The sequence below is a fragment of the Aminobacter sp. 01T433 genome, from assembly GCF_056398585.1.
Window position 1 is genome coordinate 1 of the sequence record NZ_JBFTPR010000013.1, and the last position, 23566, is coordinate 23566.

A 23566-nucleotide genomic window follows, 5' to 3' on the forward strand; every position below is an offset into this window, starting at 1 on the left:
CGGCTTGAAGGACGACTTGAACCCGAACGCGGCCCGACCCTAGGGCAACGAGAAGCCGAGGTTCTCCAGTGGAATGCCCAGGGCAAGACCGCTGGAGAAACAGCGATCATACTGAATGTGTCAAAATTTACAGTTCAAGCCCATCTCCGACATATCCGTGAAAAGCTCGGAGCAAACAACGTCTCGCGAGCAGTGACAAAAGCAATGGCGCTCGGAGAAATACAGGCTGGAACTGACGAGATTGGGGATAGCGACAGACGCAAGGGCAGGAGGTCGCCATGAAGCTTTGCACCGCAACTGTCCGGAAGGCCGCCCAATGAGTAGCTGAGAACCGCCCGACCATTCGAAGCTTATGTTGTCCGTGCATGCTGAAAACGAACCGGCAGCGGCACTCTACCGTAGCTGTGGCTTCAATCTGACTGGGGCTACGTTTGGTCCCGAAAGGATCATTGCGGGAGAGGTCTCGACCAGATCCGCCTAAGCGAGAATTTGTTCGGCCTCAGCACCACGCGAGTTGCTGGCAAACAATCGCTCGAAGGGAATGACCGCTTTGCGCCTCAAAATCGGACGTTTAAGCGATTCATACCCTCGCCCGAAACCAGTCACTCGGGCAGTAGAGATCAGCTTCATCGCTGTCTAAAGAAGATGTTTCCTACTACCAGTGACAAGTCGAGCTTGTACGAAAAGCCATCAGCTGCTGCTACGCATCCGGGCCGTCGCAGTCTGAGAATTTCCGAAGCGCCTGCGGGTTTGTCACAGTGATGGATCGATACGTGGACGTTACCCAGCCGGCGAAGGTGAAGCTTCGCATCGCCGCGTTGACCTGTTTGCTCGAGGCATTCGCCATGACGAGGTCGGACTGAGATAACGGGATCGGCATCGTCACGGCGGGTCGAACGCGCTGGTTCGGTGACAGCGGAACGGAGAACGTTTGCTGGTTTCGGTTCACGCGCGATCACAAGGCCGGCTCTGTCTTCCATAATGGCGATCCAATCGCCTCGCACATTACCGCCTGCGAGGAATGCAGCGTCGCCTTCCAATCGTCCAGGACCGACGCAAAGACCTATTCGGACCGTTGCCGGAAGCGCCTGCAACGGCGGCGTTGCGCTAACGGTAACGCATCCGTGACAGAGACGACTTGCGAAGTTTCCGCTCACGCAATGCAGGGAGGATCGGCGTGAACGAGGATGACGATGAACTGGGTCGCATCGACGGTCCGAGCCAAGCCCTTGTGACGGCCCAACGGTGGGCGATCCGCGCGGAACTTAGCATCGAGCTTAAGGCCCATGTCCACCTCGGCTCCGCCGCGCTCAAACGCGGTGAATACCTACTGCACGACGCGGCTTGTCAGCAGGAACGGTGGTACGGTAGACCGCATACCATCTCATGGAACCCGACCATGAAGTTCACTTCAAGGAGAGGAATTTGCCATGGCTACCGCGGCCGCGCGTAGCGCAAAGCCGATCTGCTGCCGGACGGATACTTCCACGTTGTGTTCACGCTGCCTGCCGAGATTGCGGTCGTCGCGTTCCAAGTGTTATTTGGCAAGATTTCATCTAAAAACAAAGTCCGGCCTAAGGTATTTGATTAGCCAGCTACCTTCGTGCCGTTGAAACTGATAAAAGACATCACCAATACTGATGGTAGGGGGTGTGGCGGCGGAGCCATCCTCGCCTTTGCGGCCCCGAAACGGAATGAGATAGGCTGTCGCCTTAGCGTCGTGGTTCGAGACCCCCTCCACGAATATGTTGGTGATGATGTGTCGGGAGATATCGGACTGGGGTCGTTGCCTGAGCGAATTCAGAATGGATACCCGGCCGACAACCGGCCTTCCGCCCCGCACCCAGATGGCGTCATCCGTGAAAAGTGCTGAGGCTTCGTCATACCGCCTTTGGTCCATGAGGCTATAAGAGCCGATAACGAGCCTTTGGCACGCCATTTCGGTCGCATTGTCCATAGTTGCTCCACTTGAATCGCCCACTCGAGACAACGAATGGCGCAATCTTGAAAGATTTTACGGCCTCGTCGCACGCCAGGTCGCTTGTCCGTACTGAGTATAGCTGACCACGCCGCGGGTGCCCGGCGTTGTACTGCCAAGGTCGACTGTCCCTTGCAGCGTCCTGCCGGAGATCTCGCCGGAAAATCTGAAGGTAACGATTGCTGCTTCGAAGATTCCCTCAAGCTGGAAGAACACCTTGTCGCCCTCGACTGTCCCCGAAACGTTGCCGCAGAGCGCGTCGGCGCAGTGAGTTCCGCTCAGGGTTCTCCCGTTCTGGCAAAGGGTCAGGCTGTGCTTTCGGGCCCAGCGCAGAAAATCGACATCAACGATCCAATCTCCCGACACGTCGAGAGCAGGCGCCGTCGAAGAGGGGAACGGCAGAGATCTGGCTCCGGCCAGTGCTGCCGCAATGGCCCGGCCGACGACTTCCGCTTCTCCAGGCTGAAGGCTGAAAGGTTCGATCACGATCGAACCCTCGCCGGCCGACATGTCGTCCAGCATGATCCTGGGCGTGCCTTCGAGCAACTGTCGGCGCAATTCCATGCCATCAATGGCGACCAAGTCGCGCGACCAGGTTAGCTTGAGCTGAGGCTGCTCGTCGCCATCATCAGGGGGCAACATGTCGGCCGAACACCCCTCGATCCGAGAGACTTGATCGGCGATGGTGTCGAGATCGTTCTGCCAGGCGCGATGGGCGGCACCCCGGTCGCGGCCAAACCAGAGCTCAAGTGCTGCCAGAACTCCGATGACGTCTTCCTTGCCGACTTTCATCGGGCGGCCAAAAGCGCGATGCGGCGATGAATTCGCCCAAGCGCTGTTGATCAAGTCGCGACGACCAAGGAGCAGCCCGCTGGTCTGGGGACCGCGCAGGAATTTGCCGCCGCTGTAGACGACCATATCGGCGCCGCGTTCCAACCAGGGATTGGGGCGTTGAATATGCTCCGACGCGGCATCGACCAGAACTGGCACGCCATGCGGTCGCGCTGCCCGAACGAGATCTTCAAAGCCTAGCGTCGTACCAGAATCCTTCGATCCGACAATCGCCAACATGGCGATGGTCGAGAAATCGAGCGCTTCCAGATCGGCGAGGGTTTCCACCTCCACGATCTCCGCGCCCACCATGCGAATTGCCTGGTCATAGGGAAAGCGATGCGACTTTGGCATCACTACGCGACGGACCATATCGTCGGTAAAAGGCAAGGCTAGCATCTTGATCGGATCGTTGCCGGCGATCGCCGCCGTTGTCGCCAGCGCGATGGCCGCCGCGCTTCCGCAGGTGACAATTCCCGAAGGCGCGCCCGTCAGTTCGGCAATACGAGCGCTCGCGCCGGTCATCAGCTCATTGATGTTCACGAAATGCTTGGCCGCCGCTTGCATGGCGGCGACCACTTCGGGAAGCATGATGCTCCCTCCGTGCACCGAGCGGGTCGAACAGCAGTTTATGAACGGCCGGACGCCGATGGAGTGATAGGGATCAGACATCATCGTTGTTCGACAAAATCGGGAGAGCCGGGCCGACAAAAGCGCAATGACAGGCCAATTCAGTAACCGGCGAGCTTATCGACGAGATTCCTCAGCGGCTGGCCATCGAGATAGCGCCGCAGGTTGTCACGAAAGATCTCGAAGCCTCGGCGATGCGTGGCCAGCGTCGTGGCGCCATTGTGCGGAGTGATGATCGTGTTGGGCAGAGCCCAGAACGGGCTATCCGCCGGCAGCGGCTCTGTTCCGTGGGCGTCAAGCCCGGCGCCGGCGATCCATTCCTCGCGGATGGCCCGTTCGAGAGCGGCGTCGTTGGCAACTCCGCCGCGCGAAAAGCATATATAATAGGCTGTTGACTTCATCAGACGGAACTCGGTCTCGCCGAGCATGTCGCGAGTTTCGGGGGTGATCGGGGCGGTCATCACCACAAAATCGCTTTCCGCCAGAAGCGCGTTGAGCCCATCCCTGCCATAAACCTTGTCAAAGCCAGGAGTGGCGACCGGGGTCCGACGTAGCCCCAGGACATCCATGTGAAACGACTTGCATTTCAGCGCTAGGTCTGCGCCAGAATTGCCCATGCCTATGATGCCGACGGTCTTGCCGCAGAGCTCGCCGTGGACAAAGGAATCCCAGCGCCGATCCGACTGTGCCTTTACCCAACGCATGGCGTTGCGATTGAGCATCATCATGAGCATCATCGCATGTTCGGCCAACGGGATCGCGCCATTTCCCTTGGAACAGGTGAAGGGAATTGAACTCTCCACGAGTTCCGGGAACAGCTGTTCGTTAGGTCCGGCAAGCCAACTGTGCAGCCACGCAATGTCTTTTGCCCGGACAAAGGCCTCGCGGCTCAAAGGGCCGGCGACCACTTCGGCATCGGCAAGGCGGCCGTCGAGATCATCTTCGGAACTATAGCGCCTGATCTCGACGACACTGGAGAGAGAGCCAAGTTCGTCTGCCCAAGAATCGCGTACATTTTGACTGACGTATACGACAACCCTGGTGGCCATGCTTTCAGCTCTCTATTGATTTTCGACCGCCCACTCGCAGCCGACCGGACAGACTGGCCAATCCAAGCGCGCTGAAAAAGGGTCAATGGGTTATTATTGCGACAGATAATCTGCGATTTCAATATATAATATCGATTTTCATATAGATTTTGGGTGGACGAACCGTGTAGAGTAGGCCGAGTTGCGAGGAGAGAATCGTGAAAGAGACGCCGACGCCCTCAGGGGTCAATTACCAAAGGGTCCGGGATGTTGTGCGCATGGACATCCTGACCGGCGTGTTCGCTCCTGGCGAGAGGCTGAAAATCAATGACCTGGTCGAGCGCTATGACGTTGGCGCGAACCCAATCCGCGAAGCGCTGCAGCAGTTGCGGGGCGAGGGCCTCGTCGAGATGATCCCCAATAGGGGCGCGATTGTCCGCTATCTCGATGAACGTGTGACGCGGCAGATGCTGGAATTGCGGCAGGCGATTGAATTGATGGTTGCTCGAAAGTTCGCACAGATCGGCTCCTACAAACTCCTCGACGAACTCAAACAGGCGCAGGAGCGATTTGAGCAGGCCGTTCGGGATGGGCGTAAGAGCGAGTATCACGCACTCAACAACGCCTTTCACGACATCATGATACGGGCGGCGGACAATCAGGAAGCAGAGTTGATCATGTCGCGAACCTCACTGCTCATCCGCGCCGTCCGCGAAAGCGTTGGCTATGGACCGGAGCGGATCGGCTCGATCCTTGCGGAACATCGCGCCCTGCTTGAGGCCTTTGAACAACGGGATGCGGCAAAGGCTGGTGAAATTGCCTGGTTGCACGCCAGCCGTGCCAGCGACGATCTGCTGGATCAATATCGGCGGATGATGAACGCACGGGTTAGCACCGAACAAACAGGGCAAAGCAAACGATCTCGCGTACCGCGTGGCTGGACGCCAGATCTCGCCAACAAGCGCCCATGACGGAACGAACTATGCCCAATTTAATCGACCGCTTGAAAAACGGCCCGGCAGCCCTGGCCTTGTGGCACCAGTCGGCGTCTGAGTTGATGGTGGAGTTGGCCGCGCTCTGCGGCTTCGACACGCTGGTCATCGATAACGAGCATGGACCGGCGTCGATCGGGGAGACGCTTCGATTGGTGCGCACGGCTCAAGGCGCCGGCGCAAAAGTCATCGTGCGGGTGAACAGTCATAGCCGCAACGAGATAAGCCGTACGCTGGATACGGCCGTCGACGGTTTGATCGTCCCGATGGTGAATACCGCGACTGAGGCTCGCGCTGTCGTCGAAGCGTGCCGATACGCGCCCATAGGCTCCAGGGGCGTAGCCGCGACAGTCGTACGTGCTTCTGGTTACGGAACCAATGCCGGTTATATCGAGGCGGCCAACAGTTCGGTGCTTCTCGCGGTGCAGATCGAGAGCCGCGAGGCGGTCGAAAACATCGATGAGATACTCGGCGTAACCGGAATCGACATGTACTTCATCGGACCGAGCGATCTCGCTTCTTCGATGGGCTACCTAGGGCAATTGTCCGCTCCCCCGGTCGTCGGCAAGATCGAGGAGGCGCGGGTAAAAATCCTGGCGGCGGGAAAATTGGCCGGAACCGTTCCGCGGCCGGACGCCAACGCCGAGCAACTGATAAAGCAAGGGTATCATCTCGTCGTCGACGGATCGGACATCGGCCTGTACCGCGGCGCCCTGCAGGCCAAGCTTGCCAACAACCACAACACCCTGGCGCCGATGGCGTCGAGGGAATCGTATTAGCGCCAGGTTTTTCGGGCACTTCGTCAAGAGACTGGTTCGATTCCCGACTACTGTCTGTTTATCACGACCGCACGGGCGTCAGCTTCATCGAAAAGATCTCCACTTTATTCGGAGGCAGGATTATTGCGCCATTGCGCGCCTCCAGATGATGGGCGGCATCGCTAAATGGCGCGGTTCCATGCCAGGGCTCGATGCAGAGATAGGGCGCGCCCGGTTTTTGCCATAGACCAAGGTGGGGAAGGTTTTTCGTCATCACGTCTATGCGCGCCCCCTTGGAGGCGAAGGTAATTTCGTCACCGATCCCATCGAGGAAGATCATAGCGTCATTCTCGAACATGATGGGCGTGGGCACGAGTCGCCCCTCTGAAAAGGGAGAAGGTTCCGGCTCGCGGATCAGAAGCTTTTCGAAGTCGAGGCGGTAGCATGGCGGGGCAGCGTCCAGCCCCAGTTCTATCGAATGCTCGGCCCCTTCCGCGCCCGGAAGCGGCCAATTGAACCCTGGGTGGAACCCGAATTGCGCAGGCATCGGGGATGCGCCGAGATTGTGCAACTCGGCCTCCACCAACAATGAGGGACCTTCAAGGCGGTAGGTAACGGTCAAGGAGAAGTCGAACGGATAGCTTGTGTATGTCTCCTCACGGGCATGCAAAGAGAATTCGACCCGTTCGGCGGTGGCGCTGCGAACCTCGAAATCAACCGTTCGCGCAAATCCATGTGGCGCCATTGGATAGGATTTTCCGCCAATCAACATCGTGCCGTCTCGGCTTCGCCCGACCACCGGAAACAGCAGCGGTGAGCGGCCGGCCCACCAGGCCTCATCGCCTTGCCATAGCCATTCAGCGCCATCCGCTGTTTGAAGCGAGCGCAATTCTGCGCCGAGCGGACGAACTGCGACACGCAGGTGCTCGCTCCGCAGGCGGATAAGGCTCTGCTGGTTCCCGATATTTTTCAAAGGATGGCAATCGCATTGGCTGGGGAGCCAAAGGCGCCTTTGATGTTGAGCGGGCTGCTCGCAAGGGCAAATTCCCAGACGTTTTGCGCGCGGCAGATCTCAACCAGTTCGTCCAGCGCCCAAAGCTCGCCGAGATAGATGCCAAGACCTTTCATGGCGCCTGCGTGCAACGGACCTTCGCCCATGGGCATCGGCTCGACGGCGGGATTGTCGGAGACCAGCGCAAAGGTCCTGGATGCCTCCCAAAGCGGCAGACTGTCGGCGAGCAGGCCAGGCGCTATCGGGTCGTACTCAGGACCGCCGAATACCCAGGCTTCGGGTTTGGCCGCAAGCCGGCGCTGGAAGCCGGTATAGAAGATGACCGCATCACCCTGCGAGAGTGTGATCTGCTGGCGAGCAAGCGCGGCCTGGACCTCCTCCAAGCCGAAGTTGCTGCCGTCGGCCAGAAAGGGTGTCTCCGGGCCTTGTATGCTTCCGACCATGTCAAGCAGCACCGCGCGGGTGAAAATGCCGCCCGAAAGCGTGTCGATGCCGAGGGTCTTGGAGCCGAATTTGGGAAATGTATCGCGAAGGCCTTCGCCGCCAAAAAAGACCCCATCCGTCCCCGGCTCTATGACACCCCAGTGTGCGAGGGCGTCCCAGTGGCTGTGCGACTGCAAAGCCAACGTGACGACATCGTCGTTCACGACGTTGAAGCGGCCATTGGTGATTGGCCGCACCTGATTGTGCATGCGAGCGTGATGCTCCAGCGCCGGGCGTCCAAGGGTAGGGCCGTCAAGCGGCAGGTTGAGGGGGACGACCTGCCCGCGCCGGACGAGCCGCGACGCGCGGAGCGCAGCGGCATCGTCGACAAACCGCAGCGCGCCTGCAGCCATCAGAGTCCAGCCCGTCCAGACAAGGTGTTTCCGATCACGATAAGCCTTTCCGAAAAATCATCATTTCCCATATTACATATAATATGATTTGATCATAGGTAAAACAAGGAGTTGGAAATGCGCTCTGTCACGAGATTGAATCCCGGCCCACGTATGAGCCAAGGCGTCACGGCCAAAGGCATGTTGTTCATCTCGGGACAGGTTCCGACCGACAAAAGCGGCGACATCAAGGATCAGACCACTCAGGTCCTGTCCAAGCTGGACGAGATCATGGAGAAGGCGGGGACCGATAAATCGAGCCTGTTGTCAGTGCAGGTCTTCCTCGCGCACATAACGGACTTCGCGGCAATGAATAGTGTCTATGACAGCTGGATAGACCCGCAAAATCCACCTGCTCGGGCTTGTGTGGAAGCGCGACTTGCAAATCCCGGCATAAGGGTCGAAATCTCCGCAGTTGGCCTGGTCGGCCAATGACGAGCCTTGCTCGCGCAACCCTGCAGGCGTCAGACACTCCCTGCGTCCTGGTCGATCTGGACATCGTCGACCACAACATCGAAGCCGCTCAAACCCTGCTTTCTCGAAAAGGCTTGGCTAATCGTCCGCACGTCAAGACACATAAGATTCCTCAGATAGCCATGCGACAACTGGCTGCCGGGGCTATCGGCCTGACGTGCCAGAAAATCTCGGAAGCCGAGATTTTTGCCGATGCCGGCTGCTCTGATATCTTGATTCCTTTCAACATCCTCGGCGATGTGAAATTGGCTCGCCTCCAGGCTCTTGCCGAACGAGTGAAGCTGACCGTAAGCGCTGATTCCGCGGAGACGATCGGCGGTTTGGCCCGGTGGTTCAACCGAGCCTTGGCACCACTTGGCGTGCTTGTCGAATGCGATACGGGCCAGCATCGCTGCGGAGTGCGTCGCCCGGATGACGTGCCGGCGCTGGCGTCGTTGATCGCTGAAAGCCCGGGACTTCACTTCCTGGGTTTGATGACCTATCCTCCCAGGGGATACAATGCCGACGTCAACGCCTGGCTTGAACGGGCGCGCGACCTTTGCGTCGAGGCAGGGTTCCCGGTAACGACAATTTCGGTCGGCGGTACGCCACAATTGCCCGACGCCGGCGACTTTAAAGTCGCCACCGAGTACCGACCGGGAACCTATGTCTACAATGACCGATCCTTGGTTGCCAAAGGCCTGTTTGGTTGGGACCGCTGTGCCCTGCGCGTCGCTGCGACGGTTGTAAGCCGTCCGGAAGAGAACCTCGCCATCATCGACGCCGGATCAAAGATCATCACCACCGATCTCATGGGCCTCGAAGGCTTTGGCTACATTCCGGAGTATCCGGAAGCCAGGCTTCGCGCGCTCAATGAGGAGCATGGGTATCTTGACCTGACTGCCGTCGGCAAGGACAGGCCGCGTATAGGCGAGGTGATCACGGTCATTCCAAACCACGCCTGCGTCGTCTCCAACATGGTCGATTCGCTGATCTTTCATCGCGGCGGAGATGTGGAGGGATTTGTACTCGTTGCCGCCAGGGGGCGGGTGGCCTGAAGCGGGGAAATCGAGTGGAAATGACAGGCAATCCAGAATCGATATTGACGAGTCAAAAATTATAGATAATTTGGCCAATGATCGTTTATGAATGGATTGCAGATGACTAAAGTCAGAGACGTTCTCGTCCATCACGTGAATCTGCATCCCAACGAGGAGAGGGCCGCGTACCGGCTCGTCATCGTCGAGATTCATACGGAGGATGGCGTTGTCGGGTTTGGAGAAGTCGGGTTAGCCTATGGCGTGGGCGCCACCGGGGCGGTTCAAGTCGTTTGCGAGATGGCCCGCAATTACCTCATTGGCCACGATGCCCGCCAACCTGCCCGATTTGCGGATCGTGTCTACCATAACTCATTCTGGATGCAGGGCGGCGGCCCGATACTTCTAGGCGCGCTGAGCGCAATCGATCAGGCGCTTTGGGACATCAAGGGCAAGTTGCTGGGCGCCCCCGTGCATGAGCTACTGGGCGGTGCGATGCGGGATCGCATCCGCCTCTATTGCAATGGCTGGTCGCGCAGCATCGGCTCTCCCGAAGCCTTGGGTGAGCGCGCGCGTCAGGAAGCGAATGCGGGATTTACCGCTCTCAAGTTCGATCCCTTCAAATACATGCCCGACGGCTCGCGCGCGCCACTGGGCGGCCGTATGGATGCCGATCTGCACCGTTTGGGTTTTGATCGGGTGCGTTGCGTCCGCGAGGCGGTTGGAGACGCCGTCGAGATCATCCTCGAATTTCACGGCGGCCTGCGGCCTCTGGACGCCCAGAAGGCGTGCGAAGATATGAAAGAATTCGGCCCGCTGTTGGTCGAGGAACCCATCGACAGTTCGGACGCCGGCGTGCTGGCCAATTTTGCCAAGGGCATTACAATCCCCGTCGCGGCGGGCGAGAGAATTTACACGGCGGCCGGCTTTCGCCCCTATTTGGCGAGTGGCGCGCTGGCGGTGATACAGCCCGACATCGGATTGTGTGGCGGCATCACTGAAGCTGTCCGTATCGCCGCCATTGCCCAAGCGCATCAGGTCACAGTCCAGCCGCATAATTGCGGTGGGCCGATATCGACAGCGGCTTGCCTGCAGGTCGCCAGCGTTATCCCCAACCTGCAGTTCCAGGAGATATTTCCGTACTTCTCCGACGGTCGGCAGGACCTGATCTCCGAGCCATACGAGCAGAAGATCGTCAACGGGTATCTGAATGTGCCGACCGCGCCGGGCGTCGGGATCACGGTCAATGCGGAATATCTCGCGCGTTGCGCCAACACCATTCGTGCGTCATGATGAGCAAGCCAGTAGATCTCACAACTATTGCCGACTGCTACTCACGCCAGATGCTCTATATTGATGGCGAGTGGGTGTCGCCGGCGGAAGGAACTGTCTACGAAGTCGTCAATCCCGCAACCGAAGAGGTTCTGGGAGTCGCTCCGCAAGCTGGCATACAAGACGCGAATGCGGCGATTGAAGCGGCGTCTCGAGCCTTCAAGACCTGGCGGCACACACCAGCCTCGGAGCGCTCGGCTTTTTTGCGCGCGATTGCCGCTGAACTGCGCAACCGCAAGACGAAAATCGCCACGTTGATCACGCTCGAAATGGGCAAGCCCTTTGCCCAGTCTCTCGGTGAGGTAGAATCCTCTGCTGGTCAGTTTGAATGGTTTGCCGAAGAGGCCACACGCGCCTATGGGCAGATTGTCCCGCCGCGCGGTCCGGGCGGCATCAGCACTGTCCACTATGAGCCTGTTGGCGTGGTTGCGGCTTTCACGCCGTGGAACTTCCCGGTTTCCATGCTCGCCAGAAAGATGGCGACGGCGCTTGCCGCAGGCTGTACTGTCGTGGCGCGACCCGCGGAAGAAGCGCCAGGCGCAGTCGCCGAGTTCTTCAAATGCATTCAAGCTGCTGGGCTGCCGAAGGGTGTGTTGAATCTTTTGCTCGGCGTACCCGAGCCGGTTGCAACGACACTGTTGCAGTCGAAGAAGGTTCGTAAGCTGACGTTTACCGGGTCGGTCGCCGTAGGCAAACATCTCTACGCCGCTTCGGCCCCGACGTTGAAGCGCGTGTCGCTGGAGCTGGGAGGGCACGCTCCGGTCGTCGTCTTCGACAAAGCCCGTGCTGCGAGTCTAGGCACGCTTGCAGCGCAGCGAAAATATGCCAATGGCGGACAGGTGTGCGTTTCACCCACCCGGTTCTATGTACAGCAGGACGCGCTCGGCGCCTTCACGGAAACATTTGTCGAGACCGCCAAAGCTCTGTGCGTTGGTCCGGGCCTGGACCTGCAAAGCGAAGTTGGTCCATTGGCCACTTGTCGGCGCCGGGACTGGATCGAGCAACTTCTTGAGGAAACCCTGAGTTCCGGGGGAAAGCTTCTTACGGGTGGCCGTCGGCCGAGCAAGTTCAACAAGGGCTTCTTCTTCCAGCCGACGGTGGTGACCGACGTCAAGGACGACGACCGCGTCATGTCCGAGGAAGTCTTCGGGCCAATCGCGCCGATTGTGTCGTTCAAGACAGAGGCGGAAGTCGTCGAGCGAGCCAACGATTCTCCGGTGGGACTGTCCGGCTACGTATTCACGTCAGACTTTTCACAAGCACAGCGCCTCATGCGGGACCTTGAGCTCGGCATGATCGGCGTCAACACGCTCGTCCTCGGTCGACGCGAAACCCCGTTTGGCGGAACCAAGGAGTCTGGCTTCGGCCGTGAGGGAGGGGCGTTCGGCATATACGAATTCCTGGAGCCCAAATGGTGTGAGATTGCCTTCGATCCCGCCCCGAACGGCGGTGCCGCGTGATGCGGATCCCACCCATGCCATGGAGTTCGACGTGATCGCCGCGGATCGTTCGGCAGATGTGCTGTTTCCAGCGACCTATCAGTTGGCCGAGAGCGCGCTGTGGTGTTCGCACAGCGGCAAGCTGGCGTATGTCGACATCGCGGCAGGCAACGTGCATTGCTTGGATGTGACTTTTCCTCGGGAGGCCGAGACCTTCTCATTTGACGGCTGGGTCAGCGCGATCGTGCCCGCGACCGACGGTCGCCTACTCACCGCGACGGAAGCCGGCCTTGGCCTGCTTGATATAGTCAACGGCTCTTTTGAAACGCTGGTTGAGCCCGACTCTCACCTAGATGAACACCGGTACAATGACGGCAAGTGCGATCGGCATGGCGGACTCATCTTGAGCACCATGTCTAAGAACCCGCCACGGAACGCGACTGGAAAACTGTACAACTTCAAGGGTCTTAGGCGCTCGACACTCCTTGATAATCTAAGGGTGCCGAATTCCATCTGCTTTAGTCCAGATGGGTTGCGCCTCTACGCCTGCGATACCGTGTCCGGGATTATCTGGTCTTTCAGCTACAATCCCGATGAGGGTACGATCGGCGAGCGGCGCGAATTCGCGCCGGTCGACATCGCTCCGGGCAAGCCCGACGGGGCAACCGTCGATGCCGAGGGATTTGTTTGGAGCGCTCGCTATAATGGCGGCGTTGTCGTCAGGCTGAGCCCCGACGGCAAGCTCGACCGCGTGATCCAGTTGCCGGTCACCCAGATCACGAGTTGCGCGTTCGGCGGCGCGGAACTCGATACGCTGTTCATCACCACGGCCCGTCAGAACCTCGATTCGGAAAAACTCGCCAAACAGCCGCTTGCTGGTTCGATTTTCGCTGCCGCCCCGGGCGTCAAAGGCCTTCCCGAAACCCCTTATAAGGTGGTGCCTAACCCAAGACTAATAACATCCCGGATCAACCGGGAGGTGGTTACAAATTCTATATTTGTAAATCAAACCCCTGGAGAGAGAACATGATGACATCAAAATATCTTGGACTGTTTGCGGCGGCAGTGCTTTGCACTTCCGCAATTGTTCGGCCAGCCTTCGCCGATCCGCAGGTCGAACTCATGCATATGTGGACCTCGGGTGAATCCGCTGCTGCCCTTGCAAGCCTGAAGGATCGTTTTGTCGCCTCTGGCGGCGTATGGGTAGACAGCGCCGCGGCGGGTTCGACATCGGGTCAGATGGCGACGCTGAGGGCGCGCGTTCTGGCCGGCGATGCGCCGACCGCTTCGCAACTCGAAGGCACCAACATCACCGAATGGGCCGCCGGCGGCTATCTCGCCAACCTCGATGAGGTCGCGAAGGCGAATGATTGGGACGCCGCGATGCCGGACGCGCTGAAGCGCGTGATGGTCTATGACGGCCATTACGTCGCCGTGCCGCTGAACATCCACCGCATCAACTGGGTCTACTACAATCCGGTTGTGTTGAAGGAACTCGGGCTCGAGTTTCCCAAGAATTGGGATGAAATGAATGCCGCCATCGCGAAGGCGCAGGCCGCCGGCTACCAAGGCTTTCATCACGGCGGCCGTCCGTGGCAGGACCTGACCCTGTTCGAGGCCGTCGCTCTTGGCGTGGGCGGTGTGGACTTCTACAAGAAGGCCTTCTACGACCTCGACGAAGCGACCCTGTCGGGCGATGCGATGCTCAAGGTCTTCACCGAACTGCGCAACCTGACCTCGACCTTCGACGAGGCTTTCCCGGGCCGCCACTATTCTGAGGCGCTGAAGGCTATCGGCCAGAAGAAGGCCCTGTTCACGATCATGGGTGACTGGTCCGTCTCCTACTTCATGGCGAACAACTACAAGTATGGCGTCGACTTCGCCTGCGCGCCGGTGCCGCAGAACGACGGCCGCCACCCCTTCACCATCAACTCCGACGCTTTCGGCTTCTTCACCCAGACCAATCCGGACCGGATCGAGGGCCAGAAGTTGGTGGCGAAGATGGTCTTCGAGCCGCAGACGCAGATCGATTTCAACTTGAAGAAGGGATCGATCCCCGCACGCCAGGGTATCGACCTTTCCAACTTCACGCCATGCCAGCAGCAGTCCGCCGCCGACTTGAAGACGGCCGACGGCGAGGACAGCCTGCTGATGAGCTTCGCGCAGAGCATGGCCCAACCAGGCGCCATTTCGGGTGCGGCCGAGGAGGTTATCACCACCTTCGTTGCCACGCCGGAAACCACTCCAGACGAGGGCGTTAAGCTTTTCGCCGCCGCGATTGCAGCCGCCAAGCACTAACCCGAAGCGGGGCCGCTCTCCGCGGCCCCGCTTCGCTCAAGACAAGCGACGCCTTCAGATTTCAAGGAGCTGGGGTAGATGACCGTTGCCAACCCTATCGTTGACCATACGAAATTTCGTGCCGATCTTGCGGACGGCAACGTTACCCTTCATCGCGTCAAGCCGCGCATTGGCGACCGCATCAACAGCATCATGCCGCAATTGGCCATCACGCCGGCTTTTCTAGCCGCCCTGGTCCTGATGATCGGGTCCGTCCTGTGGACCGTCTATCTCAGCTTCACCAACTCGACGTTAATGCCCAGCTACGACTTTGCCGGTCTGATCTCCTACCAGAAACTATGGGCAAATCCGCGGTGGATCCTGTCCTACACCAATCTGCTCCTTTTCAGCGTGCTGTTCATAAGCCTGACTCTGGCGTGCGGGCTGGGACTGGCGGTGCTGATGGACCAGAACATTCGTGGCGAGGCGATGTTTCGCTCCATTTTGCTCTATCCGATGGCGATCTCGCTCGTGGTCACCGGAACGGTGTGGCGTTGGCTGTTCAACCCCGACACCGGCGTCGAAGCCTTTGTCCGGGGGCTTGGTTGGACGGATTTCAACTTCGACTGGATCGTCCAGAAGGACAAGGCGATTTACGTCGTCGTGCTGACCGCTATCTGGCAAGGGTCGGGGTTCATTATGGTCCTGCTGCTGGCCGGCTTGCGCTCGGTGGACATCAGCGTCGTCAAGGCGGCTCAGATCGACGGCGCGCCCATGAGCATGATCTATCGTCGTGTCATTTTTCCGATGATCACGCCGATATTCATTTCGTGCTTCATCATATTGCTGCAGCACTCGATCAAGACATTTGAACTGGTCGCCGCCTTGACCAGCGGGGGACCCGGCACGGCGACGACGGTGCCGGCAATGTTCGTCTTCGATGTGTTCTACGCACGTGGACAGATAGGGCAGGGCGCCGCAGGCGCGGTGATGATGATGTCCGCGCTCTTCATCTTCCTTATTCCGTTCAACATCTATCAGCGGTTCCGCCGCAGGCAGGAAGGCTGAGCCCATGGACAGGACCCAGTACCACCCATCTCAACTTGGCAGCAAGCAACGGCAGCGTCTTTTGCACCTAGTGGTCTACACGCTGCTCGGGATCACGGCGCTTGTATACGTTCTGCCGCTACTGATCGTTTTCGTGAACAGTTTTCGGGATTTGCAGGAGATAAACCGCACCTCCCTTATCGGTATTCCGCAATCCTTCAGTCTGGATGCCTGGATCAGGGCCTGGGGTGAGGTGCAGATTGGCGGAAACGCCGGCGGCATCAGCCCGTATTTCATCAACTCCTTTATGATGGTTGTTCCCGCCACGCTTATCTCCACCGCGGTAGGGGCAATCAACGGGTATGCCCTATCGATCTGGCGCTTTCCCGGTCACAGATGGGTGTTTGGCATCATGCTGTTCGGTATTTTCATTCCGGGCCAATTGATGTTGCTGCCATGGAGCATGCTTCTGGGGGCTCTCAAACTATCCAATTCCTGGATGGGGTTGGTTCTTGTCCACGTCGTGTTCGGCATCGGCTTCGTGACGCTGTTCTTTCGGAATTTCTATGTGCAGATCCCCGACGAGATCATCCGCGCGGCGCGTATCGACGGGGCGGGTTTCTGGCGGATCTTCTGGAAGATCATCCTGCCTCTTTCTCCGCCTATCATTGTCGTGACGATCATCTGGGAATTCACGCACGCCTGGAATGAATACCTCTATGCGTCGACCTTCACCTCTGGCTACAATCGTCCGATCACCGCGGCGCTGATCGCTATTTCGGGCACCAATCAGACGGCGCCCGAGTACAACATTCAGTCCGCCGCCGTGATTATCGCGGCGCTTCCGACACTCGCCATCTACCTGTTTGGCGGTCGTTATTTTCTGCGTGGCCTGACGGCTGGCGCCGTGAAGGGATAGAATATGTCGGTTCTGCGAGCGATCAACATCAACAAGACCTTTGGCAGTGTCGGCGTCTTGCGCGGCATAAACCTGGATGTCAGCGATGGGGATTTCATCGTTCTCGTCGGGCCATCCGGTTGCGGGAAATCGACGCTCCTGGCGATCATTGCCGGCCTCGAACAGTCGACCTCCGGCGACATCGTGATCGGCAACCGTGTCGTCAATCAAGTTCACCCGAAGGACCGGAACATCGCCATGGTGTTCCAGAACTACGCCCTCTACCCGACCATGAGCGTGCGGGAAAACCTAACGTTTGGACTGCAAGCTCGGAAGGTTCCGAAAGCCGAACATGCTCCGGCGGTCGACCGCGTGGCGAAATTCCTGCAGATCGAGCCGCTTCTTAACCGAAAGCCGTCGCAATTGTCGGGCGGGCAGCGCCAGCGCGTCGCCATGGGAAGGGCATTGGTCCGCAACCCGGATTTGTTCCTGTTCGACGAACCGCTTTCCAACCTCGACGCCAAGTTGCGCGCCGAAATGCGCGTCGAGATCAAAAGGCTGCACCGGACGGTCGGCACGACGACCGTCTATGTGACCCACGACCAGGTGGAAGCCATGACCCTGGCGACGAAGATCGCCGTGATGAACGATGGCCTCATCCAACAGTTTTCCGACCCACAGACCATCTACGAAACGCCGGCCAACACTTTTGTGGCCACCTTCATGGGGACGCAGCCGATGAATTTGGTCTCGTCGCGGATAAGACGGTCGGTCGGAGGACTGCAAGTGTTGTTGCCCAATGCCGACGACCGGAATGGCGCGCTGACAGTTCCGTCATCGTGCCTGGGCGGACTGCAGGATGGCGCCAGCATGATCTTGGGGTTCCGGGCGGAAAATGTTGCGGTGGCGAGCCCCGACGAGCACATCGAGGGCCGCGGCTATTTCGTGGGCAAGGTCACCTCCACGGAGCCGCTCGGCCCGGAGACCATTGTTCTCCTCGATATCGGCGGCACGCAAGCCTCAGTGCGGGTGCCGCCCGATCATACGCCTCGTTGGGACGACGTCGTGCGCTTCTCCATGGACATGCGCAAAGTGTCATTCTTTGAAGCGAAGACCAACGTCCGCATCAATTAGAGAAAAATCATGACCAGCCATTTTGCTACCTATCCGTCGCTGCGCGACAAAAGCGTTGTCGTCACAGGCGGAGCCGCGGGAATTGGCGCCGACATCGTGCGAAATTTTGCATTCCAAGGCGCTCGTGTCGCTATCATTGACATCGACGTCGATGCCGGTGCAGCGCTGGTAGAGGAACTGGGTTCGGCAACCCACAAGCCGATGATGGTTGAAGCCGACCTCCTGGACGTCGATAAATTCGATGAAATCGTCTCGGACATCTCCGGCCGAAATGGAGTGCCGACAGTCCTAGTCAACAACGCGGCCAACGATCTGCGTCAGCAGGTCGGCTCGATTACCCGCGAAGACTGGGACTGGTCAATAAACGTCAACCTGCGGCACTTTTTCTTCATGGCCCAGGCCATCATTCCGGGCATGAAGGAAAAGGGCGGTGGTTCGATTGTAAATCTGACCTCGATCACCGCCATCAATGGAAGTCCCGATCTGCCTGTCTATTCCGCTGCCAAGGGCGCCATAATCACATTGACGAAGACGCTCGCCCGGAAATTTGGTGAGTATGGCATTCGCAGCAATGCCGTGGCGCCCGGCGCCGTGGTCACTCCGCGCCAGAAACGTCTTTGGGTAAGCGACGACAAGGAAGCCGAGTTCCTGCGCCGTCAGCCGATCCATGAACCCGTGACGACGACGGCGATTGCCGACGCCGTCGTTTTCCTCTCGTCTGATCAGGCTCGGCTGATCACTAAGCAAGTCATGATTGTGGACGCTGGGCTTCTGTAGCGCCGTCGCGGGCGCAAGGTATCCCACAATGTACCCACATGTGCCTCTCCCGGCTTCAGTTGCCACTATGATTTGGAACCACAGATGAACGAGACAATCAGGGAGACGGGCGGCTTGCGATCGCCCACATGGTACGAGACCGCGACGCGCTGGACACAGCTGACGTTGGTCGAAGACGATCCGCAGACCTACGATCTCGATTTCTGGCTGAAGATTTTCGACGAGACGCAATCGAACGCAACCTGCCTCTCAGCCGGCGGGTATGTCGCATACTATCCAAGCAAGATCCCGTTGCAGCATGTCAGCCGGTTCATCGGCGCCCGCGACCCGTTCGGCGAACTGGTGGCGGGTGCGCGGGCGCGGAACATGCATGTGGTGGCGCGAGTCGATCCGCACGCCGTGCATGCCGATGTCGCCGTTTCCCACCCTGAATGGATTTCGGTAATGGCGGACGGTGAGCCGAGAAGGCACTGGTCGTTTCCCGGCGCCTACATAACTTGTGCATGGGGAGACTATAATCGCGGCTTCATGAGCGAAGTGATCCGCGAGGTTGCGGCGAACTACGATATAGACGCGGTGTTCGCAAATCGCTGGTCCGGCCATGGGGTCTGCTATTGCGCCCATTGCGTCAAGGACTTCAGGGCAAAGACGGGCTACGAGTTGCCGCGGGCGCGCGACGCGCACGATCCCGTCTGGCAGGCTTGGCTGGGCTGGTCGCGCCGTGTGCTCACCGATCTCATCCACCATTGGAACGGCGTCGTCGCCAGCGTGCGCCCGCATGGCCGGTTCATTCCCAACATCGGCAATTCCTCGATGCTGGACTTCGACCTCGACGAGGTCGAAGCTTATTGCAAGATCCTGTTTGTCGACCATCAAGGCCGAACGGGCGTCATTCCCATCTGGTCGGCGGGGCGCGACGGCAAACGGATGCGCGGGGCCATGGGCGATAGGCCGATTGGACTGATTACCTCGACCTCGGTCGAGGAGAAATGGCGCTGGAAGGATTCCGTGCAGTCGCCTGAGGAAATCCGCATGTGGATGACCGACGGCATCGCCCACGGGCTGCGGCCGTGGTTCACCAAATTCAACGCCAAGGTGGCGGACAACCGCTGGGTCGCGCCGATTGCGGAAACGTTCCGGCTGCATGCCAGGCTCGAAAAGGATCTCGTGTCGATGCACCCGACGGCGGAAATCGCCATGCTCGATCCCTCGACGACCCTGCGCAGTTGGCATCCCGACGATCTTGAGGACGCGGAAGGCCACGAACTCGGCCTGTATCAGGCCCTGGTCGAGGCGCGGTTGCCGTTCGACCTGCATTCCGACTTCGACCTCAGCGATGCGGCGCTTGACCGCTACAAGCTGATTGTGGCGGCGAACGCAGCGTTTCTCTCCGAGGATCAGTGCGAGAGCCTATCGCGCTACGTCGAACGCGGCGGCAGTCTCGTCACGAGTTTCGAGACGTCCCTCTATGACGAGTGGGGTACGCGCCGCGAGGATTTCGGGCTGGCGAAACTGTTTGGGGCGAGCGTTGCCGGTAAGACAGTCGGGCCGTTGAAAAATACCTACATCGAACTCTCCGACCGGGATCATCCGCTCACGCAGGGATTCGGCGATGCGCGACGAATCATGGCGGGCACCCACCAGATCGCAGTGAAGATGCATGATGGGGTGAAGGCGGATATCCCGTTCCGGTTCATCCCTGCCTTTCCTGACCTGCCGATGGAGGAAATCTACCCGCGCGAACCGTCTACGGCGCCGGCCGCGATCGCGCGGCAGTTTCCGGGCGGCGGGCGCGTCGTCTATTTGCCCTGGAACCTGGGCGAGGTCTTCTGGGACGTACTCAACTTCGATCATGCCATCCTGATTCAAAACGCCGTGCGCTGGGCGTTGGGCAACCCGCCGCGCGTCGAGGTGCGGGGCAGGGGGGTGATCGACATCGCGACGGTCGAGGGCGGCGGCAAGCTGGCGGTGCACCTCGTCAATCTCACCAACCCGATGATGATGAAGGGACCAATCCGCGAGATCATTCCGGTAGGCGAACAAGTGGTCTCCGTCGCCTTGCCAGACGGCGTCACGGACGTATTTGCTCGGCTTCTGGTCTCCGAAGCGACGCCGGTGACCCGCGTGGCAGATGGCCGGATCGAGATCGTTGTTCCCGCTATCGCCGCGAGCGAAGCGGTTCTGATCGATTTCAACCTCGGGCCGGGATGCTGACGTCGTCTTGAAGCGGCTCCGTAGCGGAGTTCCACCTGCACCATAAATGGAAAAGCCCCGAACGCGTTTCGCCACACTGAACAACTCACAAACAGGAACTGGACAATGGTCAAGGCAGCATTTCTCGGGCTCGGCGTGATGGGCTATCCGATGGCGAGGCACCTTAGCGCGAAGGGTCATGACGTCACGGTATACAACCGGACCGCGGCCAAGGCTGAGAAATGGGTTTCCGAATATGGTGGGCGGTCCGCGGCCACACCGGCCGAAGCGGCTGTGGGCCAAGACATCGTGTTGGCCTGCGTCGGCAACGACAACGATCTGCGCTCGGTAACGCTAGGTGAGAATGGCGCCTTCAAGACAATGGCCAAGGGCGCCATCTTCGTTGACCATACGACGGCCTCCGCCGAGATCGCGCGCGAACTCGATGCGGCGGCGCAGGCAGCCGGTTTCGGGTTCCTGGACGCGCCGGTGTCCGGCGGGCAGGCCGGCGCGGAGAATGGCCAGCTGACGGTCATGGTCGGCGGTGAACAGTCGGTGTTCGACGCTGCCCAGCCGGTGATCATGAGCTTCGCCAAAGCGGCTCGGCGGCTCGGTCCGTCGGGAGCGGGCCAATTGGCAAAGATGATGAACCAGATCTGCATCGCTGGCGTCGTGCAAGGGCTCGCCGAAGCCATCCATTTCGGCAAGAAGGCCGGCATGGACATTGAAGCCGTCATCGATGTCATCTCGAAGGGTGCGGCTCAATCCTGGCAGATGGAGAACCGCTACAAGACGATGAACGCCGGCAAGTTCGACTTCGGCTTTGCCGTCGATTGGATGCGCAAAGACATGTCTATCGTTCTGGAAGAAGCGCGCGCCAATGGATCACGACTGCCCCTGACGGCGCTTGTCGATCAGCTATATGCCGAGGTTCAGGCAATGGGCGGGAACCGCTGGGATACATCTAGCCTCCTGGCGCGCCTCGAGAGGAGTTCGACCTAGTCCCTTGAGGCTAGCGGGTAGACTAACTTCGATCCTGTGGCGACCGCGCGCGGATAGCGGTAATATGATACCGCTATCCGAATGGGAGCAGCAAGTGCGGAGGCCATGATATGCCGGTCGAGATCCGCATCGTGCCGACCCAGCGGCAGTGGGATTTTATCACTTGTCCGGCAGATATCATCCTGTTCGGCGGCGCGCGGGGTGGTGCAAAGACGATCGGCTCGCTTCTCGACTTCTGGTACCACGCCATCGAGAACGGCCCGAACGCGCTCGGCCTGATGGTCCGCCGCCGGCGCACCGATCTCAAGGACACCCAGCTGGCTGCAATGAACATCTATGGAACGTCGCCGAGTGGAAGGAGCACGGTAGCTACTTCCAGCTCGCCAACGGTGCCCGGCTGTGGTTTGCCTATCTCGAGAGCGAGAAGGACGCGATGGCGTATCAGGGCTTCAGCCTGACCCGCGTCTATATCGAGGAGGTCGGGCAGTTTCGGTCGCTCGATCCGATGTGGAAGCTGATGGCGACGCTGCGTTCGGCGGTCGGGGTTAGTGCCCGATGCGAATGACGGCCAATCCCGGCGGTCCGTCACATTTCGCACTGAAGTCCTATTTCGTCGATAACGGCCCCGACAAGATCGTTCGCGATCCCGAGACCGGTCTAACGCTGTTTCATACCCTCGAAGATCGTCGACAACCCGCATCTCCTGGCGGCCGACCCCAACTACATCAATCGCCTGCGGGCCTCCGGCAGTCCCTAGTTGCAACGCATGTGGATCGAGGGTGATTGGGACGCTGGGCTCGAGGGCAGTTCTTCACCGAATGGAGCGGGGCCAAGCACGTCATCGACCCTTTCGAGATCCCGCGGCACTGGGGACCCGCATCCGCAGCGGTGACTGGGGCAGCGCCAAACCGTTCGCATTCCATTGGGCGGTGGTCGTCCAGGACACGTTCCAGCACGACTGCAGAACCCTGCCGCGCGGGGGCTGGTAATCTACCGCGAGTATTATGGCATGCAGCCAAGCTTCGCGGCCGCGACCTGATCAAGATCAAGATCCGCGATCTGGCCGCGGGGCCGGAAATTAGGACCCGTGCGATCATCGTTCAGAAAAAGACGGGGCGGCCGGCCCAGTTCGAGATCACCAGCGACGTAAGAGCCAGCCTTATGGCTTGGCTCGAAAGGCGTGGAGGCACGTTCGATGACTACGCATTCCCAAGCCGGATCAATCGCGCCCACCACATGAGCACGAGGCAGTACGCCCGTCTGGTTGACGAATGGGTTACGGCGATTGGCCTGCGTCCTGAGGAGTATGGCACTCACTCGCTTCGTCGTACGAAGGCATCAATGATATATAAGGCGACCGGGAATCTCCGAGCCATCCAGATCCTGCTTGGCCACTCCAAGATAGAAAACACCGTTCGGTATCTTGGTGTCGATGTCGAGGACGCACTGCTATTGGCAGAGCAAACTGAAATCTGACATCTGGGCAGTCACCCGATGCACTACGGATGACCGCATCAGCCTGCCGAATACGTTCCTGCTCTGGCTGTCTCGGGGTGGGAACCTGTCCGTCCGCTTTCCATGGACGAGTGATACAAACGGACGTGCGGTCAGCCGAAGCGACCGCCAGCTTTGCGCCATCGCGGCCATTGCTCCGATCCAGCCCATTCACCAAAAGCGGACATCATCAGTATTATCTCGACCCTTCGGAATGGGAATTGAAGAATTGCCGGGCATTTGAAGAGACATCAGGGCGAAACACACGACTCGTCTCGTGGTTCGAGGTCTGCAGCACGCACTTGGCCCCGGCGCGGGCCGCCACACTGTCTCTTTGCGGCAACACTCTGCCCATTTCCGCGAGACCGCTCTCGCGGCG

General features: G+C 59.3%; 24 protein-coding genes. 19 read left to right on the forward strand and 5 right to left on the reverse strand.

Annotation, left to right across the window (positions count from 1 at the left end; all coding sequences use genetic code 11):
• Together AC1DLV_RS20905 and AC1DLV_RS20910 are read left to right on the forward strand one after the other, a co-directional pair.
• On the forward strand, positions 1-282 hold a 282-nt coding region (locus AC1DLV_RS20905; protein ID WP_476836226.1), incomplete at its 5' end, for a response regulator transcription factor.
• An 895-nt stretch (positions 283-1177) separates the two neighbouring features.
• The gene (locus AC1DLV_RS20910; RefSeq protein ID WP_476801995.1) at positions 1178-1453 is read left to right on the forward strand and encodes a hypothetical protein; all 276 of its coding nucleotides are present in this window, start codon (positions 1178-1180) and stop codon (positions 1451-1453) included.
• A gap of 99 nt (positions 1454-1552) precedes the next feature.
• Here the strand turns inward: AC1DLV_RS20910 and AC1DLV_RS20915 are convergent, their stop codons facing one another.
• The 3 genes from AC1DLV_RS20915 to AC1DLV_RS20925 form a co-directional block, all read right to left on the reverse strand.
• Positions 1553-1957, reverse strand: coding sequence for a nuclear transport factor 2 family protein (locus AC1DLV_RS20915; protein WP_476836227.1), 405 nt, complete (start codon positions 1955-1957; stop codon positions 1553-1555).
• 57 nt (positions 1958-2014) lie between these two features.
• The gene (locus AC1DLV_RS20920) at positions 2015-3400 is read right to left on the reverse strand and encodes an aminotransferase class V-fold PLP-dependent enzyme (protein WP_476836228.1); all 1386 of its coding nucleotides are present in this window, start codon (positions 3398-3400) and stop codon (positions 2015-2017) included.
• 140 nt (positions 3401-3540) lie between these two features.
• Positions 3541-4488: a D-2-hydroxyacid dehydrogenase gene (locus tag AC1DLV_RS20925; protein ID WP_476836229.1), complete on the reverse strand. Its 948-nt coding sequence runs from the start codon at positions 4486-4488 to the stop codon at positions 3541-3543.
• A 197-nt stretch (positions 4489-4685) separates the two neighbouring features.
• Between AC1DLV_RS20925 and AC1DLV_RS20930 the strand changes: the two genes are divergently transcribed.
• Both AC1DLV_RS20930 and AC1DLV_RS20935 read left to right on the forward strand, forming a co-directional pair.
• Positions 4686-5438 (forward strand): GntR family transcriptional regulator, encoded by a 753-nt coding sequence (locus AC1DLV_RS20930; protein ID WP_476801992.1) that lies wholly within the window; start codon positions 4686-4688, stop codon positions 5436-5438.
• An 11-nt stretch (positions 5439-5449) separates the two neighbouring features.
• Positions 5450-6238, forward strand: coding sequence for an HpcH/HpaI aldolase family protein (locus tag AC1DLV_RS20935; protein ID WP_476801991.1), 789 nt, complete (start codon positions 5450-5452; stop codon positions 6236-6238).
• A gap of 61 nt (positions 6239-6299) precedes the next feature.
• On the opposite strand, the gene AC1DLV_RS20940 is transcribed toward AC1DLV_RS20935, so the two are convergent.
• Both AC1DLV_RS20940 and AC1DLV_RS20945 read right to left on the reverse strand, forming a co-directional pair.
• Positions 6300-7190: an aldose 1-epimerase family protein gene (locus AC1DLV_RS20940; protein WP_476801990.1), complete on the reverse strand. Its 891-nt coding sequence runs from the start codon at positions 7188-7190 to the stop codon at positions 6300-6302.
• Entirely contained in the window at positions 7187-8065 is an 879-nt protein-coding gene (locus AC1DLV_RS20945; RefSeq protein WP_476801989.1) for a cyclase family protein, read from the reverse strand. Before AC1DLV_RS20945 ends, AC1DLV_RS20940 begins: the two co-directional genes overlap by 4 nt.
• Positions 8066-8182: 117 nt before the next feature.
• Between AC1DLV_RS20945 and AC1DLV_RS20950 the strand changes: the two genes are divergently transcribed.
• The 15 genes from AC1DLV_RS20950 (at position 8183) to AC1DLV_RS21020 (ending at position 23169) form a co-directional block, all read left to right on the forward strand.
• Positions 8183-8539, forward strand: coding sequence for a RidA family protein (locus AC1DLV_RS20950; RefSeq protein ID WP_476801988.1), 357 nt, complete (start codon positions 8183-8185; stop codon positions 8537-8539).
• Positions 8536-9615, forward strand: a complete 1080-nt coding sequence (locus tag AC1DLV_RS20955) for an alanine racemase (protein WP_476836230.1) — start codon at positions 8536-8538, stop codon at positions 9613-9615. Before AC1DLV_RS20950 ends, AC1DLV_RS20955 begins: the two co-directional genes overlap by 4 nt.
• A gap of 102 nt (positions 9616-9717) precedes the next feature.
• A complete protein-coding gene (locus tag AC1DLV_RS20960) occupies positions 9718-10887 on the forward strand; it encodes a mandelate racemase/muconate lactonizing enzyme family protein (protein ID WP_476801986.1) in 1170 nt (389 codons plus the stop codon).
• Positions 10887-12386 (forward strand): NAD-dependent succinate-semialdehyde dehydrogenase, encoded by a 1500-nt coding sequence (locus AC1DLV_RS20965; protein ID WP_476801985.1) that lies wholly within the window; start codon positions 10887-10889, stop codon positions 12384-12386. The genes AC1DLV_RS20960 and AC1DLV_RS20965 overlap by 1 nt, the downstream gene beginning before the upstream one ends.
• Positions 12387-12405: 19 nt before the next feature.
• Positions 12406-13395 carry an SMP-30/gluconolactonase/LRE family protein gene (locus AC1DLV_RS20970; protein WP_476801984.1) on the forward strand — a complete coding sequence of 330 codons (990 nt, stop codon included), beginning with the start codon at positions 12406-12408 and terminating at the stop codon, positions 13393-13395.
• The gene (locus tag AC1DLV_RS20975) at positions 13392-14663 is read left to right on the forward strand and encodes an ABC transporter substrate-binding protein (RefSeq protein WP_476801983.1); all 1272 of its coding nucleotides are present in this window, start codon (positions 13392-13394) and stop codon (positions 14661-14663) included. The genes AC1DLV_RS20970 and AC1DLV_RS20975 overlap by 4 nt, the downstream gene beginning before the upstream one ends.
• A gap of 192 nt (positions 14664-14855) precedes the next feature.
• The gene (locus AC1DLV_RS20980; protein ID WP_476801982.1) at positions 14856-15710 is read left to right on the forward strand and encodes a carbohydrate ABC transporter permease; all 855 of its coding nucleotides are present in this window, start codon (positions 14856-14858) and stop codon (positions 15708-15710) included.
• Positions 15711-15714: 4 nt separating this feature from the next.
• Positions 15715-16608: a carbohydrate ABC transporter permease gene (locus AC1DLV_RS20985; protein WP_476801981.1), complete on the forward strand. Its 894-nt coding sequence runs from the start codon at positions 15715-15717 to the stop codon at positions 16606-16608.
• 3 nt (positions 16609-16611) lie between these two features.
• Positions 16612-17721, forward strand: coding sequence for an ABC transporter ATP-binding protein (locus tag AC1DLV_RS20990; RefSeq protein ID WP_476801980.1), 1110 nt, complete (start codon positions 16612-16614; stop codon positions 17719-17721).
• A 9-nt stretch (positions 17722-17730) separates the two neighbouring features.
• Positions 17731-18498 carry an SDR family NAD(P)-dependent oxidoreductase gene (locus AC1DLV_RS20995; RefSeq protein ID WP_476801979.1) on the forward strand — a complete coding sequence of 256 codons (768 nt, stop codon included), beginning with the start codon at positions 17731-17733 and terminating at the stop codon, positions 18496-18498.
• 84 nt (positions 18499-18582) lie between these two features.
• Positions 18583-20712, forward strand: coding sequence for a ThuA domain-containing protein (locus tag AC1DLV_RS21000; protein ID WP_476801978.1), 2130 nt, complete (start codon positions 18583-18585; stop codon positions 20710-20712).
• A gap of 105 nt (positions 20713-20817) precedes the next feature.
• Positions 20818-21693 carry an NAD(P)-dependent oxidoreductase gene (locus tag AC1DLV_RS21005; RefSeq protein WP_476801977.1) on the forward strand — a complete coding sequence of 292 codons (876 nt, stop codon included), beginning with the start codon at positions 20818-20820 and terminating at the stop codon, positions 21691-21693.
• A 110-nt stretch (positions 21694-21803) separates the two neighbouring features.
• On the forward strand, positions 21804-22151 hold the full coding sequence (locus AC1DLV_RS21010; RefSeq protein WP_476801976.1) for a hypothetical protein: 348 nt from the start codon (positions 21804-21806) through the stop codon (positions 22149-22151).
• Complete coding sequence (locus AC1DLV_RS21015) at positions 22127-22258, forward strand: hypothetical protein (RefSeq protein ID WP_476801975.1); 132 nt, start codon at positions 22127-22129, stop codon at positions 22256-22258. Before AC1DLV_RS21010 ends, AC1DLV_RS21015 begins: the two co-directional genes overlap by 25 nt.
• A 218-nt stretch (positions 22259-22476) precedes the next feature.
• The gene (locus tag AC1DLV_RS21020; RefSeq protein ID WP_476801974.1) at positions 22477-23169 is read left to right on the forward strand and encodes a tyrosine-type recombinase/integrase; all 693 of its coding nucleotides are present in this window, start codon (positions 22477-22479) and stop codon (positions 23167-23169) included.
• Positions 23170-23566 lie beyond the last annotated feature (397 nt).